The sequence below is a fragment of the Labrys sp. 22185 genome (genome assembly GCF_052045555.1).
Lineage (GTDB): Bacteria > Pseudomonadota > Alphaproteobacteria > Rhizobiales > Labraceae > Labrys > Labrys neptuniae.
Window position 1 is genome coordinate 106,527 of sequence record NZ_JBQEPH010000017.1, and the last position, 18,431, is coordinate 124,957.

18 protein-coding genes are annotated in these 18,431 nt (G+C 64.2%); 6 read left to right on the top strand and 12 right to left on the bottom strand.

Annotated elements, in window-relative coordinates; translation table 11 throughout:
* Positions 1–5 precede the first annotated feature (5 nt).
* On the bottom strand, positions 6–1,166 hold the full coding sequence (ybgF, locus tag ACTJKX_RS26240) for a tol-pal system protein YbgF (protein ID WP_367625442.1): 1,161 nt from the start codon (positions 1,164–1,166) through the stop codon (positions 6–8).
* A gap of 188 nt (positions 1,167–1,354) precedes the next feature.
* On the opposite strand from ybgF, the gene ybgC reads away from it, so the two are divergent.
* The 5 genes from ybgC (at position 1,355) to tolB (ending at position 6,464) form a co-directional block, all read left to right on the top strand.
* Complete coding sequence (gene ybgC / locus ACTJKX_RS26245) at positions 1,355–1,798, top strand: tol-pal system-associated acyl-CoA thioesterase (RefSeq protein ID WP_376717721.1); 444 nt, start codon at positions 1,355–1,357, stop codon at positions 1,796–1,798.
* 579 nt (positions 1,799–2,377) lie between these two features.
* Entirely contained in the window at positions 2,378–3,097 is a 720-nt protein-coding gene (tolQ, locus tag ACTJKX_RS26250; protein WP_068285660.1) for a protein TolQ, read from the top strand.
* A 40-nt stretch (positions 3,098–3,137) separates the two neighbouring features.
* Positions 3,138–3,593 (top strand): ExbD/TolR family protein, encoded by a 456-nt coding sequence (locus ACTJKX_RS26255; protein WP_311939984.1) that lies wholly within the window; start codon positions 3,138–3,140, stop codon positions 3,591–3,593.
* Positions 3,594–3,733: 140 nt separating this feature from the next.
* Entirely contained in the window at positions 3,734–5,098 is a 1,365-nt protein-coding gene (tolA, locus tag ACTJKX_RS26260; protein WP_394313025.1) for a cell envelope integrity protein TolA, read from the top strand.
* Between the two features lie 31 nt (positions 5,099–5,129).
* The gene (gene tolB / locus ACTJKX_RS26265; RefSeq protein ID WP_440727025.1) at positions 5,130–6,464 is read left to right on the top strand and encodes a Tol-Pal system beta propeller repeat protein TolB; all 1,335 of its coding nucleotides are present in this window, start codon (positions 5,130–5,132) and stop codon (positions 6,462–6,464) included.
* A 136-nt stretch (positions 6,465–6,600) separates the two neighbouring features.
* On the opposite strand, the gene ACTJKX_RS26270 is transcribed toward tolB, so the two are convergent.
* The 6 genes from ACTJKX_RS26270 to ACTJKX_RS26295 form a co-directional block, all read right to left on the bottom strand.
* Entirely contained in the window at positions 6,601–7,617 is a 1,017-nt protein-coding gene (locus tag ACTJKX_RS26270; protein WP_440727038.1) for a bile acid:sodium symporter family protein, read from the bottom strand.
* 235 nt (positions 7,618–7,852) lie between these two features.
* Positions 7,853–9,010, bottom strand: a complete 1,158-nt coding sequence (locus tag ACTJKX_RS26275) for a sulfate/molybdate ABC transporter ATP-binding protein (protein ID WP_415086443.1) — start codon at positions 9,008–9,010, stop codon at positions 7,853–7,855.
* On the bottom strand, positions 8,976–9,881 hold the full coding sequence (cysW, locus tag ACTJKX_RS26280; RefSeq protein ID WP_311939976.1) for a sulfate ABC transporter permease subunit CysW: 906 nt from the start codon (positions 9,879–9,881) through the stop codon (positions 8,976–8,978). Before cysW ends, ACTJKX_RS26275 begins: the two co-directional genes overlap by 35 nt.
* Positions 9,874–10,728, bottom strand: a complete 855-nt coding sequence (cysT, locus tag ACTJKX_RS26285; RefSeq protein WP_311939975.1) for a sulfate ABC transporter permease subunit CysT — start codon at positions 10,726–10,728, stop codon at positions 9,874–9,876. The genes cysW and cysT overlap by 8 nt, the downstream gene beginning before the upstream one ends.
* 204 nt (positions 10,729–10,932) lie before the next feature.
* A complete protein-coding gene (locus ACTJKX_RS26290; protein ID WP_376717719.1) occupies positions 10,933–11,973 on the bottom strand; it encodes a sulfate ABC transporter substrate-binding protein in 1,041 nt (346 codons plus the stop codon).
* 222 nt (positions 11,974–12,195) lie between these two features.
* Positions 12,196–13,245, bottom strand: a complete 1,050-nt coding sequence (locus ACTJKX_RS26295) for a sulfate ABC transporter substrate-binding protein (protein ID WP_440727026.1) — start codon at positions 13,243–13,245, stop codon at positions 12,196–12,198.
* 361 nt (positions 13,246–13,606) lie between these two features.
* Here ACTJKX_RS26295 and pal point away from each other — a divergent pair, with 361 nt between their 5' ends.
* Positions 13,607–14,137 carry a peptidoglycan-associated lipoprotein Pal gene (gene pal / locus ACTJKX_RS26300; protein WP_068285675.1) on the top strand — a complete coding sequence of 177 codons (531 nt, stop codon included), beginning with the start codon at positions 13,607–13,609 and terminating at the stop codon, positions 14,135–14,137.
* Positions 14,138–14,307: 170 nt separating this feature from the next.
* On the opposite strand, the gene ruvB is transcribed toward pal, so the two are convergent.
* From ruvB to ACTJKX_RS26325, 5 genes are all read right to left on the bottom strand, one after another.
* Complete coding sequence (gene ruvB / locus ACTJKX_RS26305; RefSeq protein WP_311939972.1) at positions 14,308–15,381, bottom strand: Holliday junction branch migration DNA helicase RuvB; 1,074 nt, start codon at positions 15,379–15,381, stop codon at positions 14,308–14,310.
* Positions 15,378–15,995, bottom strand: a complete 618-nt coding sequence (gene ruvA / locus ACTJKX_RS26310; RefSeq protein ID WP_440727027.1) for a Holliday junction branch migration protein RuvA — start codon at positions 15,993–15,995, stop codon at positions 15,378–15,380. The genes ruvB and ruvA overlap by 4 nt, the downstream gene beginning before the upstream one ends.
* 83 nt (positions 15,996–16,078) lie before the next feature.
* Positions 16,079–16,891 (bottom strand): isocitrate lyase/PEP mutase family protein, encoded by an 813-nt coding sequence (locus tag ACTJKX_RS26315; protein ID WP_311939969.1) that lies wholly within the window; start codon positions 16,889–16,891, stop codon positions 16,079–16,081.
* 99 nt (positions 16,892–16,990) lie between these two features.
* A complete protein-coding gene (ruvC, locus tag ACTJKX_RS26320) occupies positions 16,991–17,500 on the bottom strand; it encodes a crossover junction endodeoxyribonuclease RuvC (protein ID WP_311939967.1) in 510 nt (169 codons plus the stop codon).
* 123 nt (positions 17,501–17,623) lie between these two features.
* Positions 17,624–18,370, bottom strand: coding sequence for a YebC/PmpR family DNA-binding transcriptional regulator (locus ACTJKX_RS26325; protein WP_415086449.1), 747 nt, complete (start codon positions 18,368–18,370; stop codon positions 17,624–17,626).
* Positions 18,371–18,431: the final 61 nt, after the last annotated feature.

Sequence of the window (18,431 nt, forward strand, 5' to 3'; positions counted from 1 at the left end):
CGGGATCACCCGACCTTGCAGGCGTTCTTCTTGATCTCGCGATCGGCACCACTGAGAATGGTCGGGCCGGCCTTGGGATATTTGCTGCCGACGGCCTGAAGCGCGGCGCAGGCCGCATCCTTCTCGCCCATGGCCGCCAATGTGATGCCGAGCTTGAGCATGCTTGCCGGCGCGCGCCTGGAATTGGCGTAGGTCTTGGTGACCTTCAGGAACTGCTCGGCTGCGTCGGTATATTGCTTGCGCTGATAGAGGCTCTCGCCGATCCAATGCACGGCGTCGGGCACGCGCTTGTCCTTGGGGTGGCTGGCGATGAAGTTGCGAAAGGCAGCCTCGGCCTGGTCGTAGCGCTGGGTCTCGATCAGGCGATAGTCGGCGGCGTATTCGGCCTCCGGAGTTGCCGGGGCTGCGGGTGCCGGCTCGGCGCCGGCATTGGGTTCATTGCTCGCCATCGGCCGCGACGTGTCGACGGCAATGCCCGGCAGGCCGGGGGAGACGGTGGAGTTGCGCGGGCGCGGCGTCGAGGGCGGCGGAGCCTGGTCGGGAACGTCGCCGGTGGAGTCCTGCATGGCGACGTCGTTGCCGCCGCCGGCGGGAAGGCTGCCCAGGGAGTTGGGCTGCGTGGCGGGAGGGGCGTTCTGACCGCTCTTCTGGCGCGAAGGCGTGCTGGGGGCCGGCTTCGGAGCGGACGCCTTGCCACCACCGCCTTCAAGGGCCTGCAGGCGATATTCGGTATCTTCCTGCTGGCGCTTCATGTCATCCTGGAGGCGGCGCACCTGCGACTGCAGATCCTCGACGGTGCCGAGCAGCCGGCGGTTCTCACCCTCCAGCCGCTGTACGCGTACGAGGAGATCGCCCATGGTGGATTCCTGGGCCACGACATAGCCGCCTTGCGATGGGCTGGGTGCCGCAGCCGTGGCCGCCGGGGGGGGCTCGGCGGTCGAGCCGGTGACGTTGCCGTCATACTCGGTTTGGGCAGGATACGCGGCCTGGGCAGGCGGCTGCGGATAGGGCTGGTCGGGCGTGTAGCCATTATCCTGCGCGGACTGGTCCTGCCCGACGCTGCCGGGCGGCATCAGTCCTTCGTCATACGACGCTGCGCGCACCGGGCCCGAGGGCAGAGCCAGGGTCACGGCCAGCAAAAGCGCGGCGGAAGCGGGGCGGAGCATAGGGCGGCTCATTCGGTTGCAATCAATCCAAGGCGTTCTGCGATCTGGCGGAATCGCCGTAAATCGCAAGGATGGGTCGAAACTCGGCATTCGAGCAAGGCGCGTTCTCACCACAACGCATCATGCTCCGGTCACGTCGATACCACACAGGTCAAGTCAGGCGAAACTTTGAACAAACGGCTTTCCCCATGATAGAAAAGGCGCAAACCCCGCCAAATTTCGGTGGCGTGCTTAACGATATCTGCCACAGGCTGCCTCTTCGGGTCTATTACGAGGACACCGATTTCTCCGGTATCGTCTACCACGCCAATTATCTGCGCTTCTTCGAACGCGGGCGGACCGAGTTCATCCGCGCGCTCGGCGTCGACCAACTCGCCCTTCACCGCGAGGAGGGAATCGCCTTCGCCGTACGTTCGATCCAGGTTGAATTCCTGCGTCCTGCCTTGATGGACGACATCATCGAGGTGGAGACCAAGGCTGGCGAGGTGCGCGGGCCTTCACTGCACCTCGAACAGTCGATCCGGCGGGGCGAGGAAGTCCTGACCACTGCCAAGGTGCTGGTGGTATGTATCCGTAACGGCAGGCCCCAGCGTCTGCCGGAGAGTCTGCGCACTGTGTTGTCCAAAGCATGATGGCTCGAGGCGTGAACGCTTTTTGGCTCGAACTTTTTGTTTCGACACTTCTTTGCGGTTTGGGTCGTTGTCCTCAAATCGCGGAACGCATCAGTCGGAATCAGTAATCGGCCGGCGTTGAAGTCGCTGCCATCAATGTTGCAGCGCATCGTAAATAAGAATTCGCGAATCGAAGCCGGCCGTAACCCGACATTAACGGTACCGATGATCAATAGGCCTGGAATCCGCCGTTTATCGCGGTTGGGAAGGGGTGCCGCACTGCGGTCACATTCAAACGTCAAAAGGAGCCCGTGACGCCTGGAGTTGTTGCTCTGCACAATCAGGCGCGTGGATTTCCCGAGTAACGTTTGGTGTGTGCCGGGGCGGCGCCCTAGAGCAAAACGCCTTCGGCAGGCTTGATCTTGGCTTGAAGCTCAGGATCGGGATCGAACTCGCCGAGTATTGTTGCGAATAGGCCGATCTTGCGCGGATCTGCCTGGCTACGAATGTGCCGATCCTCCGCGGACCGGATAGACTGAGAAGACGCCGATCCTCGGGATCGGCTTTGGCCCGCCGGCCTCAGGACGAGGAATTGAAGGAATGGAAGCGACCGCCGATATGGCCCAGACGGCCCTGGCTCCGGTAACCGATGTGAGCCTGCTCGGATTGATCATGAATGCCGGTCTGGTCGTCCAGATCGTCATGCTGGGCCTGATGGCTGCCTCGGTTTGGTGCTGGGCCATCATCATCGACAAGGCCATCCTGTTTTCCCGGTCGCGCGCCGCCATGAACCGCTTCGAGCAGGTGTTCTGGTCGGGCCAGAGCCTGGAAGAGCTCTATCGCTCGCTGTCGCAGCGCCAGAACTACGGCATGGCCGGCCTGTTCGTCTCGGCCATGCGCGAATGGAAGCGCTCGCTCGAATCGCCCGGCCGTTCCTTCCTCGGCCTGCAGGCGCGCATCGAGAAGGTGATGGATGTCACCGTTCAGCGCGAGGTGGAGCGTCTTGAATCCAAGCTCCTGGTGCTCGCCACCGTCGGCTCCTCCAGCCCGTTCATTGGCCTGTTCGGCACGGTCGTCGGCATCATGACCGCCTTCCAGTCGATCGCGGCCACCAAGAACACCTCGCTGGCAGCGGTGGCGCCCGGCATTTCCGAAGCCCTGTTCGCCACGGCGATGGGCCTGGTCGCCGCCATTCCCGCGGTGATCGCCTACAACAAGTTCAACGCGGAAGTCGCCAAGCAGCAGGCTCGCCTGGAAGGCTTCGCCGACGAATTCTCCGCCATCCTGTCGCGCCAGATCGACGAGCGCCTGGCCGCCTGAGCGGTCACCTCGTTCGGTCCTTCATCTCAAGGAAAGCATCATGGGTGGAAGTGTTGCGACAGGATCCGGCGGCTCGGGCGGCGGGACGCGCCGCCGGCGCCGTCACAAGGCGCCGATCGCCGATATCAACATGACGCCGTTCATCGACGTCATGCTGGTGTTGCTCATCATCTTCATGGTCGCCGCGCCGCTGCTGACCCAGGGCGTCGATATCGATCTGCCGCAGACCCAGGCGAAGGCCATCTCGGTGGACAAGCGCCCGATCACCGTCTCCATCAAGGCGGACGGCCAGTCCTATCTGAACGACAGCGACAAGCCGGAGCCTGATCTGCTCGGTCGCCTCAAGGCGATGACGGAGAACGGGGCTGGGGCGGATGAGCGTATCTTCGTCAAGGGCGACGGCAAGGCGAGCTGGGATCAGATCGCCAAGGTGATGAGCGACATCACCGGCGCCGGATTCAAGAAGGCCGCGCTGGTGACCCAGCCGCAGAGCTAGGAACGGGGCATTCACATTCCCCTGTCTCGACCGATGACCGCATGGGTAGGCGGATGACACAGGGACAGGGATGGCTTGGCGACGTCGAAGGGGCGAACGAAGACGTCGGGGTTGGGGTTTGAAAGGCCGGTTTGAGTACGATGCGTGATTATGGACTTCCCGTTTCGGCGGCGGTGCATGCAATTTTGCTGGGAGCGTTGCTGTTCGCGTTTCCGGCCGCCAAGCCGCTCGACTCGGCCCCCGCCGTCCCGGTGGACATGGTCACGCCGGAACAATACGACCAGATCATGAAGGGCGATCCGACACCGTCCGCTAGCGGTGGCGGCGGGCAGGAAGCGCCGCAGCAGGTGCAGGCTCCGCCGACGCCGCCGACACGTGACGTGCCGGATGCCGAAGTCGCCGACACTTCCGACGACGCCCCGCCGCCCGCGCCGACGCCCAAGCCCGATCCAAAACCGGACACGAAGGCCCTCGCCAAGCTGGCCGAGGCTGCTGCTGCTGCCGAGGCAGCCGCCAAGGCCCAGGAACAGGCTAAGGCCGAAGCTGCGGCCAAGGCTGCACAGGCCAAGGCGGACGCTGCCGCGAAGGCGGCCCAGGCCAAGGCCGCCGCCGATGCCGCCGCCAAGGCGCAGGCGCAGGCCCGCGCCGAGCTTGCCGCCAAGGCCGAGGCTGCGGCCAAGGAAGCGGCGGAAGCCGAGCGCCAGCAAAAGCTCGCCGAGGCTGCGGAAGCCGCCAAGAAGGCGGAAGCCGACAAGCAGCGCAAGGTTGCCGAGGCGGAGGCAGCCAAGAAGGCGGAAGCCGAGAAGCAGCGCAAGATCGCGGAGGCGGAGGCCGCCAAGAAGGCTGAGGCCGAGAAGCAGCGCAAGATCGCTGAAGCCGAGGCCGCCAAGAAAGCCGAAGCCGAGAAGCAGAAGCAACTGGCCGATGCCAAGACCAAGGCTGACGCCGAGCGACAGGCCGCCATCGACAAGGCGATTGCCGACAAGAAGGCGCAGGAAGCCAAGCAGGCTGCAGCCGCGAAGAATGCCAAGCAGCTCGATGGCATCGACGGCATCCTGGCCAAGCGTAAGGCCAAGGAAGGTCAGCAGGTTGCCAGCAACGGCCCTGCCACGACGCCGAGCAAGCCATCTGGCAAGGCCGGCAATACCCGCGACAATGTCAACCAGACCGGGACGACTGGCAGGCAGGATGCCAATGCGCCCCGCCTCAGTATGGGTGACCAGATGGCAATGCAGAGCATGATCAACAGTCAGATCAGGAGTTGCCTAAATCCTTCCTTCGGTAAGGACGGAGCCGGTGACACCGCAACCATCCGCCTGCATATGAATGAGGATGGTACGATCGCGGACGCTCAATTGGTCAGCGCAAGCAATCCGACGGTTGCCGGCGCCGTTACCCGCGCGGTCAGGCGCTGCATCACTGCAGATAACCCGTTGAAATTCAAACGAGACCTCTACGCGTCCTGGAAGGTCTTCAACTATGTCGTTAAGCCTGGCAGCTTTTGACCCAACGTAAGGCTTTCCGAGAAATCGAGAGATGAGAATGTCCATCGCCTCCCTACTACAGAAAAAGGCTCGTTTTCTTATGGCCGCATTGGCCATGGCCACTTGGGGCATAACGGTGCCGGCGGTTGCGCAGAGCAACATAATGACGTTGACTTACGACGGCAGCACAGCGGTTACGCCCGTCTCCGTCGCTATCATGCCCATCAATGGCGGCGGGCGCGATCTTTCCGGCGTTATCAGCAACGATCTCAGCCGTTCCGGCCTGTTCCAACCGATCGATCCCAAGGCTTTTGTCGAGCAAGTCGGTCCCAATGCGCCGCCGAACTTCTCCAGCTGGCAGACGCTGAACGCCCAGGTTGTGGTTGCCGGCCAGGTCGTGCCCTCGAGCAACGGCCTGAGCATCCAGGTGCGTGTTTGGGACGTCGCTCAGGGCAAGCAGATCGCCGGCCAGCAATTCTCGACCTCGGCCAATAATTGGCGCCAACTCGGCCACATCGCCGCCAACACCGTGTTCAAGGCGGTGACGGGTGAACCCGGTGCCTTTGACACCCGCATCGCCTTCATTTCCGAATCCGGCCCCAAGGACAAGCGCGTCAAGCGCTTGGCCGTGATGGATCAGGACGGTGCCAACACCGTCTATCTCAGCCGCGGCACCGATCTGGTGCTGACGCCGCGCTTCTCGCCGACCAACCAGGAACTCACCTATCTGTCCTTTGGCGATGCCGATCCTCGCGTCTTCCTGGCCAATGTCCAGACCGGCCAGCGTGGCGTAGTCGGCAATTTCCCGGGCATGACCTTCTCGCCACGCTTCTCGCCGGACGGCCGCAAGGTGATCATGAGCCTGGAGAAAAACGGTTCCTCGACCATCCAGGTGCTGAACTTGCAGTCGAAGCAGCCGACCCAGCTCACCAATGGCAGTGCGATCGACACCTCGCCTTCCTATTCACCGGACGGCAGCCGCATCGTGTTCGAATCCGATCGTGGCGGCACCCAGCAGATCTACATCATGAATGCGGACGGCTCGAACCAGCAGCGTATCTCCAGTGGCGAGGGCGGCGCCCGCTATTCCACGCCGGTCTGGTCGCCCCGCTCCGACCTGATCGCCTTCACCCGCCAGAAGGGCGGCCAGTTCGGCATCGGCATCATGAAGCCGGATGGTTCGGGCGAGCGCATGATCACCGAAGGCTTCCACAATGAAGGCCCGACCTGGGCGCCGAATGGCCTTTATCTGATGTGGTTCCGCGATCTCGGCCAAGGCCCGCAGCTCTGGCAGGCCTCGATCTTCGGCACGCCCGAACAGCGGGTGCCGACGCAGGGCTTTGCTTCCGATCCAGCCTGGTCAACCAATCTGTTCAAGCAGAATTGACGCAAGGAGCGAGCTCTGGAGGCACGGACACCCGACCCGCGCCTGGAAATTCCAGCGTTTGACAACGGGACAAACGGGCAAGATGCTCGTGAATGCGAAAGTTCCCCTCCCCGGTTTCATCACCGGGGAGGGGTTTTTATTTGGCGCGGGATGACGCTTCCTGAGCGCCAGGCTCGATTTCGGGCCAATCTTCGGTGGGGTCTTCCTCTTTGCTCGCGGCGAGGGCCTTGAGGCGGCGGGCATAGCGCTGGGCCAGGATGGCGCAGGTCATCAGCTGGATCTGGTGGAACAGCATCAGCGGCAGCACGATGGCCCCGATGTTCTGGCCGGCGAAGATCACGGTGGCCATCGGCACGCCGGTGGCCAGACTTTTCTTGGAGCCGCAGAACACGATGGTGATCTCGTCCTCCTTGGAGAAACCGAGACGGCGGCTGCCATAGGTGGTGATCAACAGCACCAAAGCGAGCAGGGCGGCATCGACGAACACCATGGTGAGCAGGGCCGTGGCCGAGAATTGCCGCCACAGCCCGCCCGTGACGGCCTCGGAAAAGGCCAGATACACCACCATCAGGATCGAGCCGCGGTCGACGAATCCAAGCACGAAGCGGTGCCGGCGCACGAAGCCGCCGATCCAGGGCTGCAGCACCTGGCCGAGCACGAAGGGCAGCAGGAGCTGGGTGACGATGGTGATCAGCACCGAGCCCGAAAAGCCCACGCCGCGCGAGGCGAAGAGCAGGCCGGCCAGCAGCGGCGTGATGAAGATGCCGAGAATGTTGGAGCCCGATGCCGCACAGACCGCAGCGGGAACATTGCCGCCCGCTATCGAGGTGAAGGCGATCGAGGACTGCACCGTCGAGGGCAGGATGGCGAGAAAGAGGATGCCGCTGGCGAGCGTCGGCGTCAGCGCCGAGACCAGGCCATAATCGAGCGCGAGCGCCAGCACCGGAAAGAGGGCATAGGTCGCGAGCAGGATGGTCAGGTGCAGGCGCCAGTGCGACAGGCCCGCAATCACCGTGTCGCGCGAAAGCCTGGCGCCGTGCAGGAAAAAGAGCAGCGCGATCGCACCATTGGCCAGGGCTGCGAATATTTCGGCTGGCCGTCCTGCAATGGGCAGGAAGCTCGCCAACGCCACGACGCCCAGAAGCATCAGCATGAAATTGTCGGGGCGGAAGCGCGAAAGCAAGTTGATGACCACCTGACCGGGAAAGACGGCGTTGCCTCATGGGCCGGCGCCGGAACCGCTGCCTTGGAACGCCGCCCAGCGTTAACCCATCCTTGCGAGGGGCGGAAGCCTCTCTCGCGGCTGCGCGTGCCGGTGCAGACCTGCTATGCACGCGCCGTAGGGCCGAGGGTACTGGAGATACAGCCGCCCCACGGCATCGGTGGCCTCAGGCACGCTGGAAGGCGCTCGGGCGGACCACCACAGGCTCCGTGGCCGCGCCGCGGAAATAGCGGGCCTCGCCATTGGCGGCGAAAACGGCGGCGTTGAGCAGTTTGAGGCCGACCGGCTTGTTGTTCTCGCTGCTGCGCAGGCTCGGCGTGTCGACCTCCACCACCGTGCCCTGGGTACCGAGGGCGACCTCGAGGCGGCGGGTGGCGCCAACGCGGCGCTGCGCCACGATCAGCCCATTGAGAGCCGATGCGCCCGGGTCGACCGGCGTAACGTCGTGCGGGCGCACGAACAGGCTGGCCGGCCCGTCCGGCAGGCCGTCGGCATTGAAGGGCAGGGCCGTGCCGTCGAGCAGGATCCGGCCCTGCGAGATCGCCACCGGCACACGGCTGGACTCGCCGATGAAGCCGAAGATGAAGGGCGTGGCCGGATGGTCGTAGATCTCGTCGGGCACGCCGAGCTGGTCGATGCGGCCCTTGTCGAGCACGGCAATGCGGTCCGACAGTTCCAGCGCCTCATCCTGGTCATGGGTGACGAAGATGGTGGTGTGGCCGGTCTTGTCGTGGATGGTGCGCAGCCAGCTGCGCAGATCCTTGCGGACCTTGGCATCAAGGGCGCCGAAAGGCTCGTCGAGCAGCAGCACCTTGGGTTCGACAGCCAAGGCACGGGCGAGGGCGACGCGCTGGCGCTGGCCGCCGGAGAGCTGGGAGGGGAAACGCTGGCCGAAGGCGCCGAGCTGCACGAGATCGAGCAATTCGTTGACGCGCCTGACGATCTCCGCCTCGGCCGGCCGCTTGGCCCGGGGGCGCACGCGCAGGCCATAGGCGACATTGTCGGCCACGCTCATATGGCGGAACAGCGCGTAATGCTGGAACACGAAACCGACCCGGCGTTCCTGCACGGTGAGACCGGCGGTATCGTCGGCGCCGAAGAAGACGGTGCCCGTGGTCGGGCGCTCCAGCCCGGCGATGATGCGCAGCAGTGTGGTCTTGCCCGACCCTGAGGGGCCGAGCAGGCCGAGGAGCTCGCCGGATTTGATCTCGAGGTCGATGCCGTGCAGGGCCGGCGAGACGCCGTAGCTCTTGGTCAGGCCGGTTACGCGGATGTCCATGGGACGGTCCTCAGTGTTTGGCGCCATGCGCCAACTCGTCGCCATAACGCCATTCGAGGATGGTCTTGGCGACGAGAGTGACGAGCGCGAGCATTGCGAGCAGGGAAGCGACGGCGAAGGCGGCGATCGCGGCCGAGCCTCCGCCTTCATAGAGAATCTGGATATGCAGCGGCATGGTGTTGGTGCCGCCGATGACGTGGCCGGACACCACCGAGACCGCGCCGAACTCGCCCATCGCCCTGGCATTGCACAGAAGCACGCCATAGAGCAGGCCCCAGCGGATATTGGGGATGGTTACCGTCCAGAACATTTTCAGCGGCGAGGCGCCGAGGGTCAGCGCGGCTTCCTCGTCGGCCTTGCCCTGGGCCTGCATCAGCGGGATGAGTTCGCGCGCCACGAAGGGAAAGGTGACGAAGATGGTGGCGAGCACGATGCCGGGCAGAGCGAAGATGATCTGGATGCGATGCGCGGAGAGCCAGGGACCGAGCAGGCCTTGCGCGCCGAACAGCAGCACGAAGACCAGGCCCGCCACCACCGGAGAGACGGAGAAGGGCAGGTCGATCAAGGTGATGAGCAGGCTTTTGCCCTTGAAGTCGAACTTGGCTACGGCCCAGGCCGCGATCACCCCGAAGACGATGTTGAGCGGCACGGCGATCAGGGCGACGATAACGGTCATCCACACGGCGGTGCGGGTGTCCGGATCCTCGAAGGATTCAAAATAGGCCGCGGCCCCGCTGCGGAAGGCCTGGTAGAACACCTCGATCAGCGGCATCACCAGAAAGGCTGCGAGGAAGACCAGGGCGATGCCGATCAGCACGCGGCGGACCCAGGATGTCTCGGTGGTGACGGCATGTTCACGGCTGACGGGCGGTTCGCGATAAAGCTCGATCGCCAGTTCGGAGGTCGAATTAGGCATCGCCCATCCTCCTGCGGCTCCAGGCCTGGATCAGGTTGATCGCCAGCAGCATGGCGAAGGAGATCGCCAGCATGATGATGGCGATGGCGGCGGCATCGGCATATTTGTTCTGCTCGAGCTTCTGGAAGATCAGGCTGGGCACGATCTCCGAAACATAGGGAATGTTGCCGGCGATGAAGATCACCGAACCGTATTCGCCGACGGCGCGGGCGAAAGCGAGGGCAAAGCCGGTCAGCACGGCGGGCAGCAGCGGGGGCAGCAGCACGCGCGTCACCGTCTGGAAACGGGTGGCGCCGAGCGTGGCGGAAGCTTCCTCGATCTCCTTGTCGATCTCGGCCAGCACCGGCTGCAATGTGCGCACCACGAAGGGCAGGCCGATGAAGACCAAGGCAACGAAGATGCCCTTGGTGGTGAAGGCGACCTTGATGCCGGCAAGAGCGAAGAACTGGCCGATCCAGCCATTGGATGCGTAGAGGCTCGACAAAGCGAGGCCCGCCACGGCCGTCGGCAGGGCAAAGGGCAGGTCCACCGCAGCGTCGACCAGGCGCTTGCCCGGGAAGTCATAGCGCACGAGCACCCAGGCGACGATGACGCCGAAGACGACATTGACCAGGGCGGCGATGAGGGAAATGCCGAAGGTGACCCTGAGGGCCGCGGCAACCTGTCCCTCGGCCGCAATGGCCAGGATGCCGGAAGGGCCGAGTACGGCCGCCTTCTGCAGCAGCGCGGCTAGGGGGATCAACACGATCAGGCTGAGATAGAAGATCGTGTAGCCGAGCGTCAGCCCGAAGCCCGGCAGGGCGGTCGGCTTGACGAAGGGAGCTCGCAAGGTGGCGGCAAGAGCCATGGGCGGTTCCTGGTGGGGGCGACTTCCTTCTCCCCTTGTGGGAGAAGGTGCCCCGGAGGGGCGGATGAAGGGTGAAACGATGCGCTATCTCGTCGTGCGGTCGCAAGACGTACCGGGCAGGTCGCAAGACCCCTCGTCCGGCGCTGCGCGCCACCTAAGGCACTTCCATAGGAAATGCCAGATCCCGCAAGGGGAGAAGGTTTTTCACCCCTTCGGCTTGTAGATCTGGTCGAAGATGCCACCATCGGCGAAATGCTTGGCCTGGACCTTGGCCCAGCCGCCGAATTGCGGGTCGGAGATGGTGAACAGCTTCAGCTTGGCGAAACGGGCGAGATCGGCCGGATCGGCGGCGGCTTCGTCGCTGGCGCGATAGCCGTTATGGGCGATGATCTTCTGGGCGGCCGGGGTGTAGAGGAAGTCGAGATAGGCCTCGGCCTGCTTCCTGGTGCCCTTGGCGTCGACATTGGCGTCGACGATGCTGACCGGCGGCTCGGCCAGGATCGAGATCGAGGGAACCACGACTTCGAGCTTGTCCTCACCGAATTCCTTCAGCGTCAGGAAGGCCTCGTTCTCCCAGGCGATCATCACGTCACCTACCTCGCGCTGCGCGAAGGTGATGGTAGCGCCGCGGGCGGCACTGTCGAGTACCGGCACATTGCGATAGAGGGCCGCCACGAATTCGCGCGTCTTGTCCTCGTCGCCGCCCGTCTTGTCCCAGGCATAGCCCCAGGCGGCCAGATAGTTCCAGCGCGTGCCGCCGCCGGTCTTGGGATTGCCGGTGATCACGGCAACGTCGGGGCGCACGAGGTCACCCCAATCCTTGATGCCCTTGGGATTGCCCTTGCGCACCACGAAGACGATGGTGGAGGCGTAGGGCGTGGAATTGCGCGGCAGACGGGACTGCCAGTTCTCCGGGATCTTCTTGGTCGCCTTGGCGATGGAGTCGATGTCGTTGGACAGGGCCAGCGTCACCACATCGGCGTCGAGCCCGTCGATGACGGCGCGGGCCTGCTTGCCGGAACCGGCATGGGACTGCTTGATGGTGAGGTCCTCGCCCGTCTTGGCCTTCCAATCCGCCGCGAACGCCTTGTTGATCTCCTTGTACAGCTCGCGCGTGGCATCATAGGAGACGTTGAGGAGCTCGGCGGCGTGAGCGCGCGAAGGCGCGCCGAAGGTCATCCACAGCACGAAGCCGAGGGCCAGCAGCACGGCAAGAGTGTCGCGAAGGCGGGTGAGGCTGGTCATGCCGTTCATTTCACAACCTGGAAGTGGGAAAGGAGAATTTACAACTTCTTCATATATCCACTAAATCAATCGACATTGTCAATGTGTTAAATGTGATAAAATCCACAAGAATAATGTGTTATATGGTTTCCTGGGGGGTGGGTCTCCAAACCCGCCTGGAACCGGCGCACGTACAAAAAAGGCGGGTCCGAAGACCCGCCCCCGAAAAATTGCTGCGCTGCCTCATTGCGGCTTGTAGATCTGGTCGAAGACCCCGCCATCTCCGAAATGCTTGGGCTGGGCGGTCTTCCAGCCCCCGAAGCGGGCGTCGTCGATCGTCACCAGCTTGAGCTTGGGAAAGCGGGCGAGGTCGGCCGGATCGGCGGCCTTCTCATCGATCGGCCGATAGAAATTGTGGGCGATGATCTTCTGGGCGGCCGGGGTGTAGAGGAAGTTGAGATAGGCCTCGGCCTGCTTGCGGGTGCCCTTGGCGTCGACATTGGCATCGACGATGGCGACCGGCGGCTCGGCCAGGATGGAGGAGGAGGGCGAGACGATCTCGTATTTGTCGGCGCCGAACTCCTGCAGCGTCAGGAAGGCTTCGTTTTCCCAGGCGATCAGCACGTCGCCGGTGTCGCGCTGGGCGAAGGTGACGGTGGAACCGCGGGCGCCCGAGTCGAGCACCGGAACGTTGCGATAGAGGGCGGCCACGAAATCGCGGGCCTTGGCCTCGTCGCCGCCATTCTTGTCGAAGGCATAGCTCCAGGCGGCCAGATAGTTCCAGCGCGCGCCGCCGCTGGTCTTGGGATTGGGCGTGATCACGGCGATGCCGGGCTTGACCAGATCGTCCCAATCCTTGACGCCCTTGGGATTGCCCTTGCGCACCACGAAGACGATGGTCGAGGTGTAGGGCGAGGAATTATGCGGCAGGCGCGACTGCCAATTGTCGGGCAGCTTCTTGGTCGCCTTGGCGATGGCGTCGATGTCGCCGGACAGTGCGAGGGTGACCACATCGGCCTCGAGGCCGTCGATGACCGAGCGCGCCTGCTTGCCGGAGCCGCCATGTGATTGCTTGATGGTGAGATCTTCGCCAGCCTTGGCCTTCCAGTCGGCGATGAAGGCCGTGTTGACCTCCTTGTAGAGCTCGCGCGTCGGGTCGTAGGAGACATTCAGCAATTCGGCAGCGCGAGCCCCGGCGAGCGCGCCGAAAATCAGCCAGAGCACGAGGCCGAGAACCAGGAGGACGCCGAGCGTATCCCTCAGGCGCGCCAGGCGAAGCGTTTTGATCGTCATGGGTTCGGTTTCCAGTCGAGAGAAGCTTGGCCAAATCTCCACTAAATCAATCAACCTTGTCAATCTATAAAATGCATAGAGTAATGGTATTATAAATCAATTCACACGCTGGAGATGTGTGACATGAATGCGACAGTGGTCGAGAATGACGGTGCGCCTCGCTTGAGCCCAGCCGGGGCCACCATTGTGCCGGAATTGATCAGCACTTGGTTAACCATAGTGGCAGTTTGGCTCTTGCAGTGAGGCGCGACGGCTGCGCGACCGCCAAGAAATCGTCGCGAGCCGTGTTTCCAGAACGTTCGATTAACCAGCTTTCGCTATGGCTGATTTACCAATTCTGACGACCGGAGGAGTAACCGGAATGATGACGTCCCTGCGCGCGGTCCCTGCACTGCGCTTCGCCGCTGCACTGACCTGCGTGCTCGCACTGGCGGCCTGTAAGAGTAAGTCGGGTGCCGGCGACGGTCTCGGTGGCCCCGGCGGTGCCGGTGGCGGCGGCTATGGAGCGGGCGGTGCTGCATCGCCCGGCAGCCAGCAGGACTTCGTCGTGAATGTCGGCGATCGCGTGCTCTTCCTGGTCGACCAGTCCGACATCACCCCCGAGGGCCAGCAGACGCTGAACAAGCAGGCTCAGTGGCTGAAGGCCTATCCGCGCTACTCCGTGACCATCGAAGGCCATGCCGACGAGCGCGGCACGCGTGACTACAACTTCGCCCTCGGCCAGCGCCGTGCCCAGTCGGTGCGCGACTATCTGATGGCGCAGGGCATTTCCGGCGGCCGCATGCGCACCATCTCCTACGGCAAGGAGCGCCCGGTCGCGACCTGCAACGACATCTCCTGCTGGTCGCAGAACCGCCGCGCCGTCACCGTGTTGAACGGCGGTAATTCCTGAGTTGCAGGCGGGTCTTCGGACCCGCCTGATCCTGCGTGTATTTGAGGCGGACAGAATGTCCGCGGTCACAGCCGACGCGTTGACCACACGAACCTTGCGAGGTTTGCAACGGCAACGTCAAGGCTGGGACCGTGGACGTCTCGTCCGCCTCTTGCTTTTCAAAAGTTGCGTCAATCCTCGTCGCCGAACAGCGGCATTTGCGGTGGTGTAGAACTCGGTACCGCCAGGCCCAGATGGCGATAGGCATGCGGCGTCATCACCCGGCCGCGCGGGGTACGCTGCAGGAAGCCCTGCTGGATCAGATAGGGCTCGATGATGTCCTCGATGGCGTCGCGCGGTTCGGATAACGCGGCGGCGATCGTCTCGATGCCCACCGGGCCACCGCCGAAGCTCAGCGCCACCAGGTTGAGATAGCGATTGTCCATGGCATCGAGCCCGGCCTGGTCGACTTCCAACGCGCTCAAGGCCTTGTCGGCGATGGCTCTGGTGATGGTTTCGGCGCCGAGCACCGAAGCGAAGTCGCGCACGCGGCGCAGCAGGCGGCCGGCGATGCGAGGGGTGCCGCGAGCCCTGCGGGCGATCTCGTTGGCGCCGTCCTCGGCGATCGGCGTGCCCATCACCCGGCCGCCGCGCTTCACGATCAGTTCGAGCTCCTCCACCGTGTAGAACTGCAGGCGGATCGGAATACCGAAGCGGTCGCGCAGCGGCGTGGTCAACAGGCCAGCCCTGGTGGTGGCGCCCACCAAAGTGAACTTGGCGAGGTCGATGCGCACCGATCGCGCCGCCGGTCCCTCGCCGATGATGAGGTCGAGCTGGAAATCCTCCATCGCGGGGTAGAGGATTTCCTCGACCGCTGGATTGAGGCGGTGGATCTCGTCGATGAACAGGACGTCGCGCTCCTCCAGATTGGTGAGCAAAGCGGCGAGGTCGCCGGCCTTGGCGATCACCGGCCCGGAGGTGGCGCGGAAATTGACGCCAAGTTCGCGCGAGACGATCTGGGCCAAGGTGGTCTTGCCGAGGCCCGGCGGCCCGACGAACAGCACATGGTCGAGGGCGTCGCCGCGCTTGCGAGCGGCCTCGATGAAGATGGACAGGTTTTCGCGCGCCTTGGCTTGGCCGACGAACTCGCCGAGGTCCTGCGGGCGCAGCTTTGAGTCGGTCGCATCCTCGTCACGCGAATCGCCGCTCAGGAGGCGGGCGGATTTGGGCGCCTCGCCGCCGGCGTTCTTGCGCGTGGGCTTCATCGCGACAATTCCTTCAGGCCGAGGCGGATGAGCTTGGCCGTCTCGGCGCCTTCACCGGTTTCCCGCAAGGCGGCGGCGACGGCGGCCGAGGCCTGGGTCTGGGCGTAACCGAGATTGACCAGGGCCGATACCGCATCGCTGACCGGGCCGGCGGCGCGCTGCTCGCCGAGATCGGCCTGCAGGCTGATGACGTCGGCGGGAACATGCCCGAAGCTTGGCACCTTGTCCTTGAGCTCGGTGACGATGCGCTGGGCGACCTTCGGACCGACGCCCGGAGAGCGCGCCACGGCTCCCTTGTCGCCGAGGGCGATGGCGGAGGCGAGATCAGCGGGCTTGAGCGTGGACAGAATGGCGAGCGCCACCTTGGTGCCGATGCCCTGCACGGTCTGCAGCAGGCGGAACCAGTCCCGCTCGTTGTCGCTGGAGAAACCGAACAGGCGGATCTGGTCCTCGCGCACATGGGTTTCGATGGCGAGCATGGTCGCCTCGCCCGGGGAAGGCAGGGTGCCGAGCGTGCGGCTGGAACAATAGACGATGTAGCCCACGCCCTGCACGTCGAGGATCACCCAGTCCTCGCCATAGCTGTCAACGATGCCGCGCAATTTGCCGATCATGAAGGTCCTCTCACGGCAGTTCTAGCGCTTTGCCGTGATTCGCGGCATGGGGCGATCCTGGTCGCCAGCGGCCCCAGGGTTTCTCACTTGCCGAACAGGGCGCTGAGTTCGGCATAGGTCATGGCGTCCTTGGCAAAGCCGAAGGTGCCCTGGTCGCGCAGTTCGAGGGCAGCCCGCTTCAGGGCGCCGAAAGCCGCCCGGGTGAAGGAGCCGCCGACACTGACGCGGCGCACGCCGAGCCTGGCGAGATCGGCAACGGTGAAATCCTGACCGCCCACGGTGAACAGGACGTTGAGCGGCCTGTCGATCGAGCTAAGCACGCTGGAAATCTGGTCGAGCCGAGTCAGGGCCGGTGCGTAGAGCACCTCCGCCCCTGCTTCCTGGAAGGCCTGCAGACGACGGATGGTGTCGTCGAGGTCGGCGATGCCGTGCAGGAAGTTCTCGGCGCGGGCGGTGAGCACGAAACCCCCGGCGCGTGCCGTCTCTGCCGCTGCACGCACCCGGTCGACGGCGTGGCCGAATTCATAGATCGGCTGGTCGGGCCGACCTGTGGCATCCTCGATCGAGCCGCCGGCAAGCCCCACCTCGATGCCGGCAAGGATGGTGAGCCGGCAGTCCTCGGGAGCGTCGCCGAAACCGTTTTCGAGATCGGCGCTTACCGGCAGGCTGGTCGCCTCCACGATGGCTCGCGCATTGGCGAGGGTTTCCTCGCGCGACATCTGGCCGTCCTTGCGGCCCACCGTGAAGGCTAGGCCGGCACTGGTGGTGGCGATCGCCGAAAAGCCGAGGGAATCCAGCAATTTCGCCGATCCGGCATCCCAGGCATTGGGAATGAGGAAGAGTTCGGGACGCTGATGCAGTTCGGAGAAGACGGCGGCGCGGCTGGCCTGGGTCATGGCGAATCCTCGGATAAATTCACGATTTGTTCTAAGGATGGAGATCGCGGGAGGCAAGCGCAATTTCCCGGGACCGCCAGCCGTCAGCCGGCCTGGAACCTATTTCAGGAGCGCTGCCAGATTGTGGCTGGTGCGATGATGGGCATGGGTGATGGCGACGGCGAGGGCGTCGGCCGCGTCGTCCGACTTCGGATCGGCCTTGGGCAGCAACACCTTGATCATCAGGCGGATCTGCTTCTTGTCGGCATGGCCGGAGCCCACCACGGTCTTCTTGACCAGGTTCGGTGCATATTCGTTGACGGCGAGGCCGGCCTGGGCCGGTACCAGCATGGCGATCCCGCGAGCCTGGCCGAGCTTGAGGGTCGCCGTGGCATCCTTGTTGACGAAGGTTTTCTCCACCGCCGCCTCGTCCGGCTCGAAACGCGTCACTACCTCGGTGAGGCCCGTATGCAGCTCGAGCAGGCGGTGGGCGAGCTCCTCATTGTCGTCGGAAAACACCGTGCCACAGGCAATGAAGGACAGCCGGTTGGCCAGCACCTCGATCACGCCCCAGCCGGTGCGGCGCAGGCCTGGGTCGACGCCGAGGATGCGGATGGGGGTCTGTGACATGATTTTCCCGGGTGCGCGGACGTCTCGTCCGCATCTTGGAACCCTAGCGCGCGGAAGGATGGGCAGATGCGGACGTCGCGACATGCTCGCATGTCGCTGTGACGTCCACGCACCCGGAAGGGGTTACTCCGCCAGTTTCGCCATCAGCGCGTCGGAGAGCTCGAAATTGGCGTAGACATGCTGGACGTCGTCATGATCGTCGAGATTGTCGACCAGGCGCATCAGCTTCTCCCCGGTCTCGTCGTCGACGGCGATGGTGTTCTGTGGACGCCAGACCAGCCCGGATTTGCGGGCTTCGCCGAGCTGGGTTTCCAGGGCCTTGGTGACTTCGGCAAGGTTCTCGGCGGCGCAGATGAATTCGTGTCCCTCCTCGGAGGAGGCGCAATCGTCGGCGCCGGCTTCCAGCGCCGCTTCCAGCATGGCATCGGGCGAACCCTTGTCGGCGTCGTACTCGACCACGCCGACGCGGTCGAACATGAAGGACACCGCGCCCGTCTCGGCCAGGTTGCCGCCGGCCTTGGTGAAATAGGAGCGCACGTCGGAGGCCGTGCGGTTGCGGTTGTCGGTGAGGGCTTCCACGATCAGCGCCACGCCGCCGGGCCCATAGCCCTCATAGCGGATCTCATCATAGTTCTCGCCGTCGGCGCCGGCAGCCTTCTTGATGGCGCGGTCGATATTGTCCTTGGGCATGTTCTCGGCCCGGGCGGCCAGCACGGCCGCGCGCAGGCGCGCATTCATGTTGGGATCGGGCAGGCCGAGCTTGGCCGACACCGTGATTTCACGGGCGAGCTTGGAGAAGAGCTTCGAGCGCTTGGCATCCTGCTTGCCCTTGCGATGCATGATGTTGGCGAACTGGGAATGACCGGCCATATGTCTTGCCTTGATGTCGTCTTGGGGACTCGGTGAAGTACGAGCCGAATGAAACGCCGGT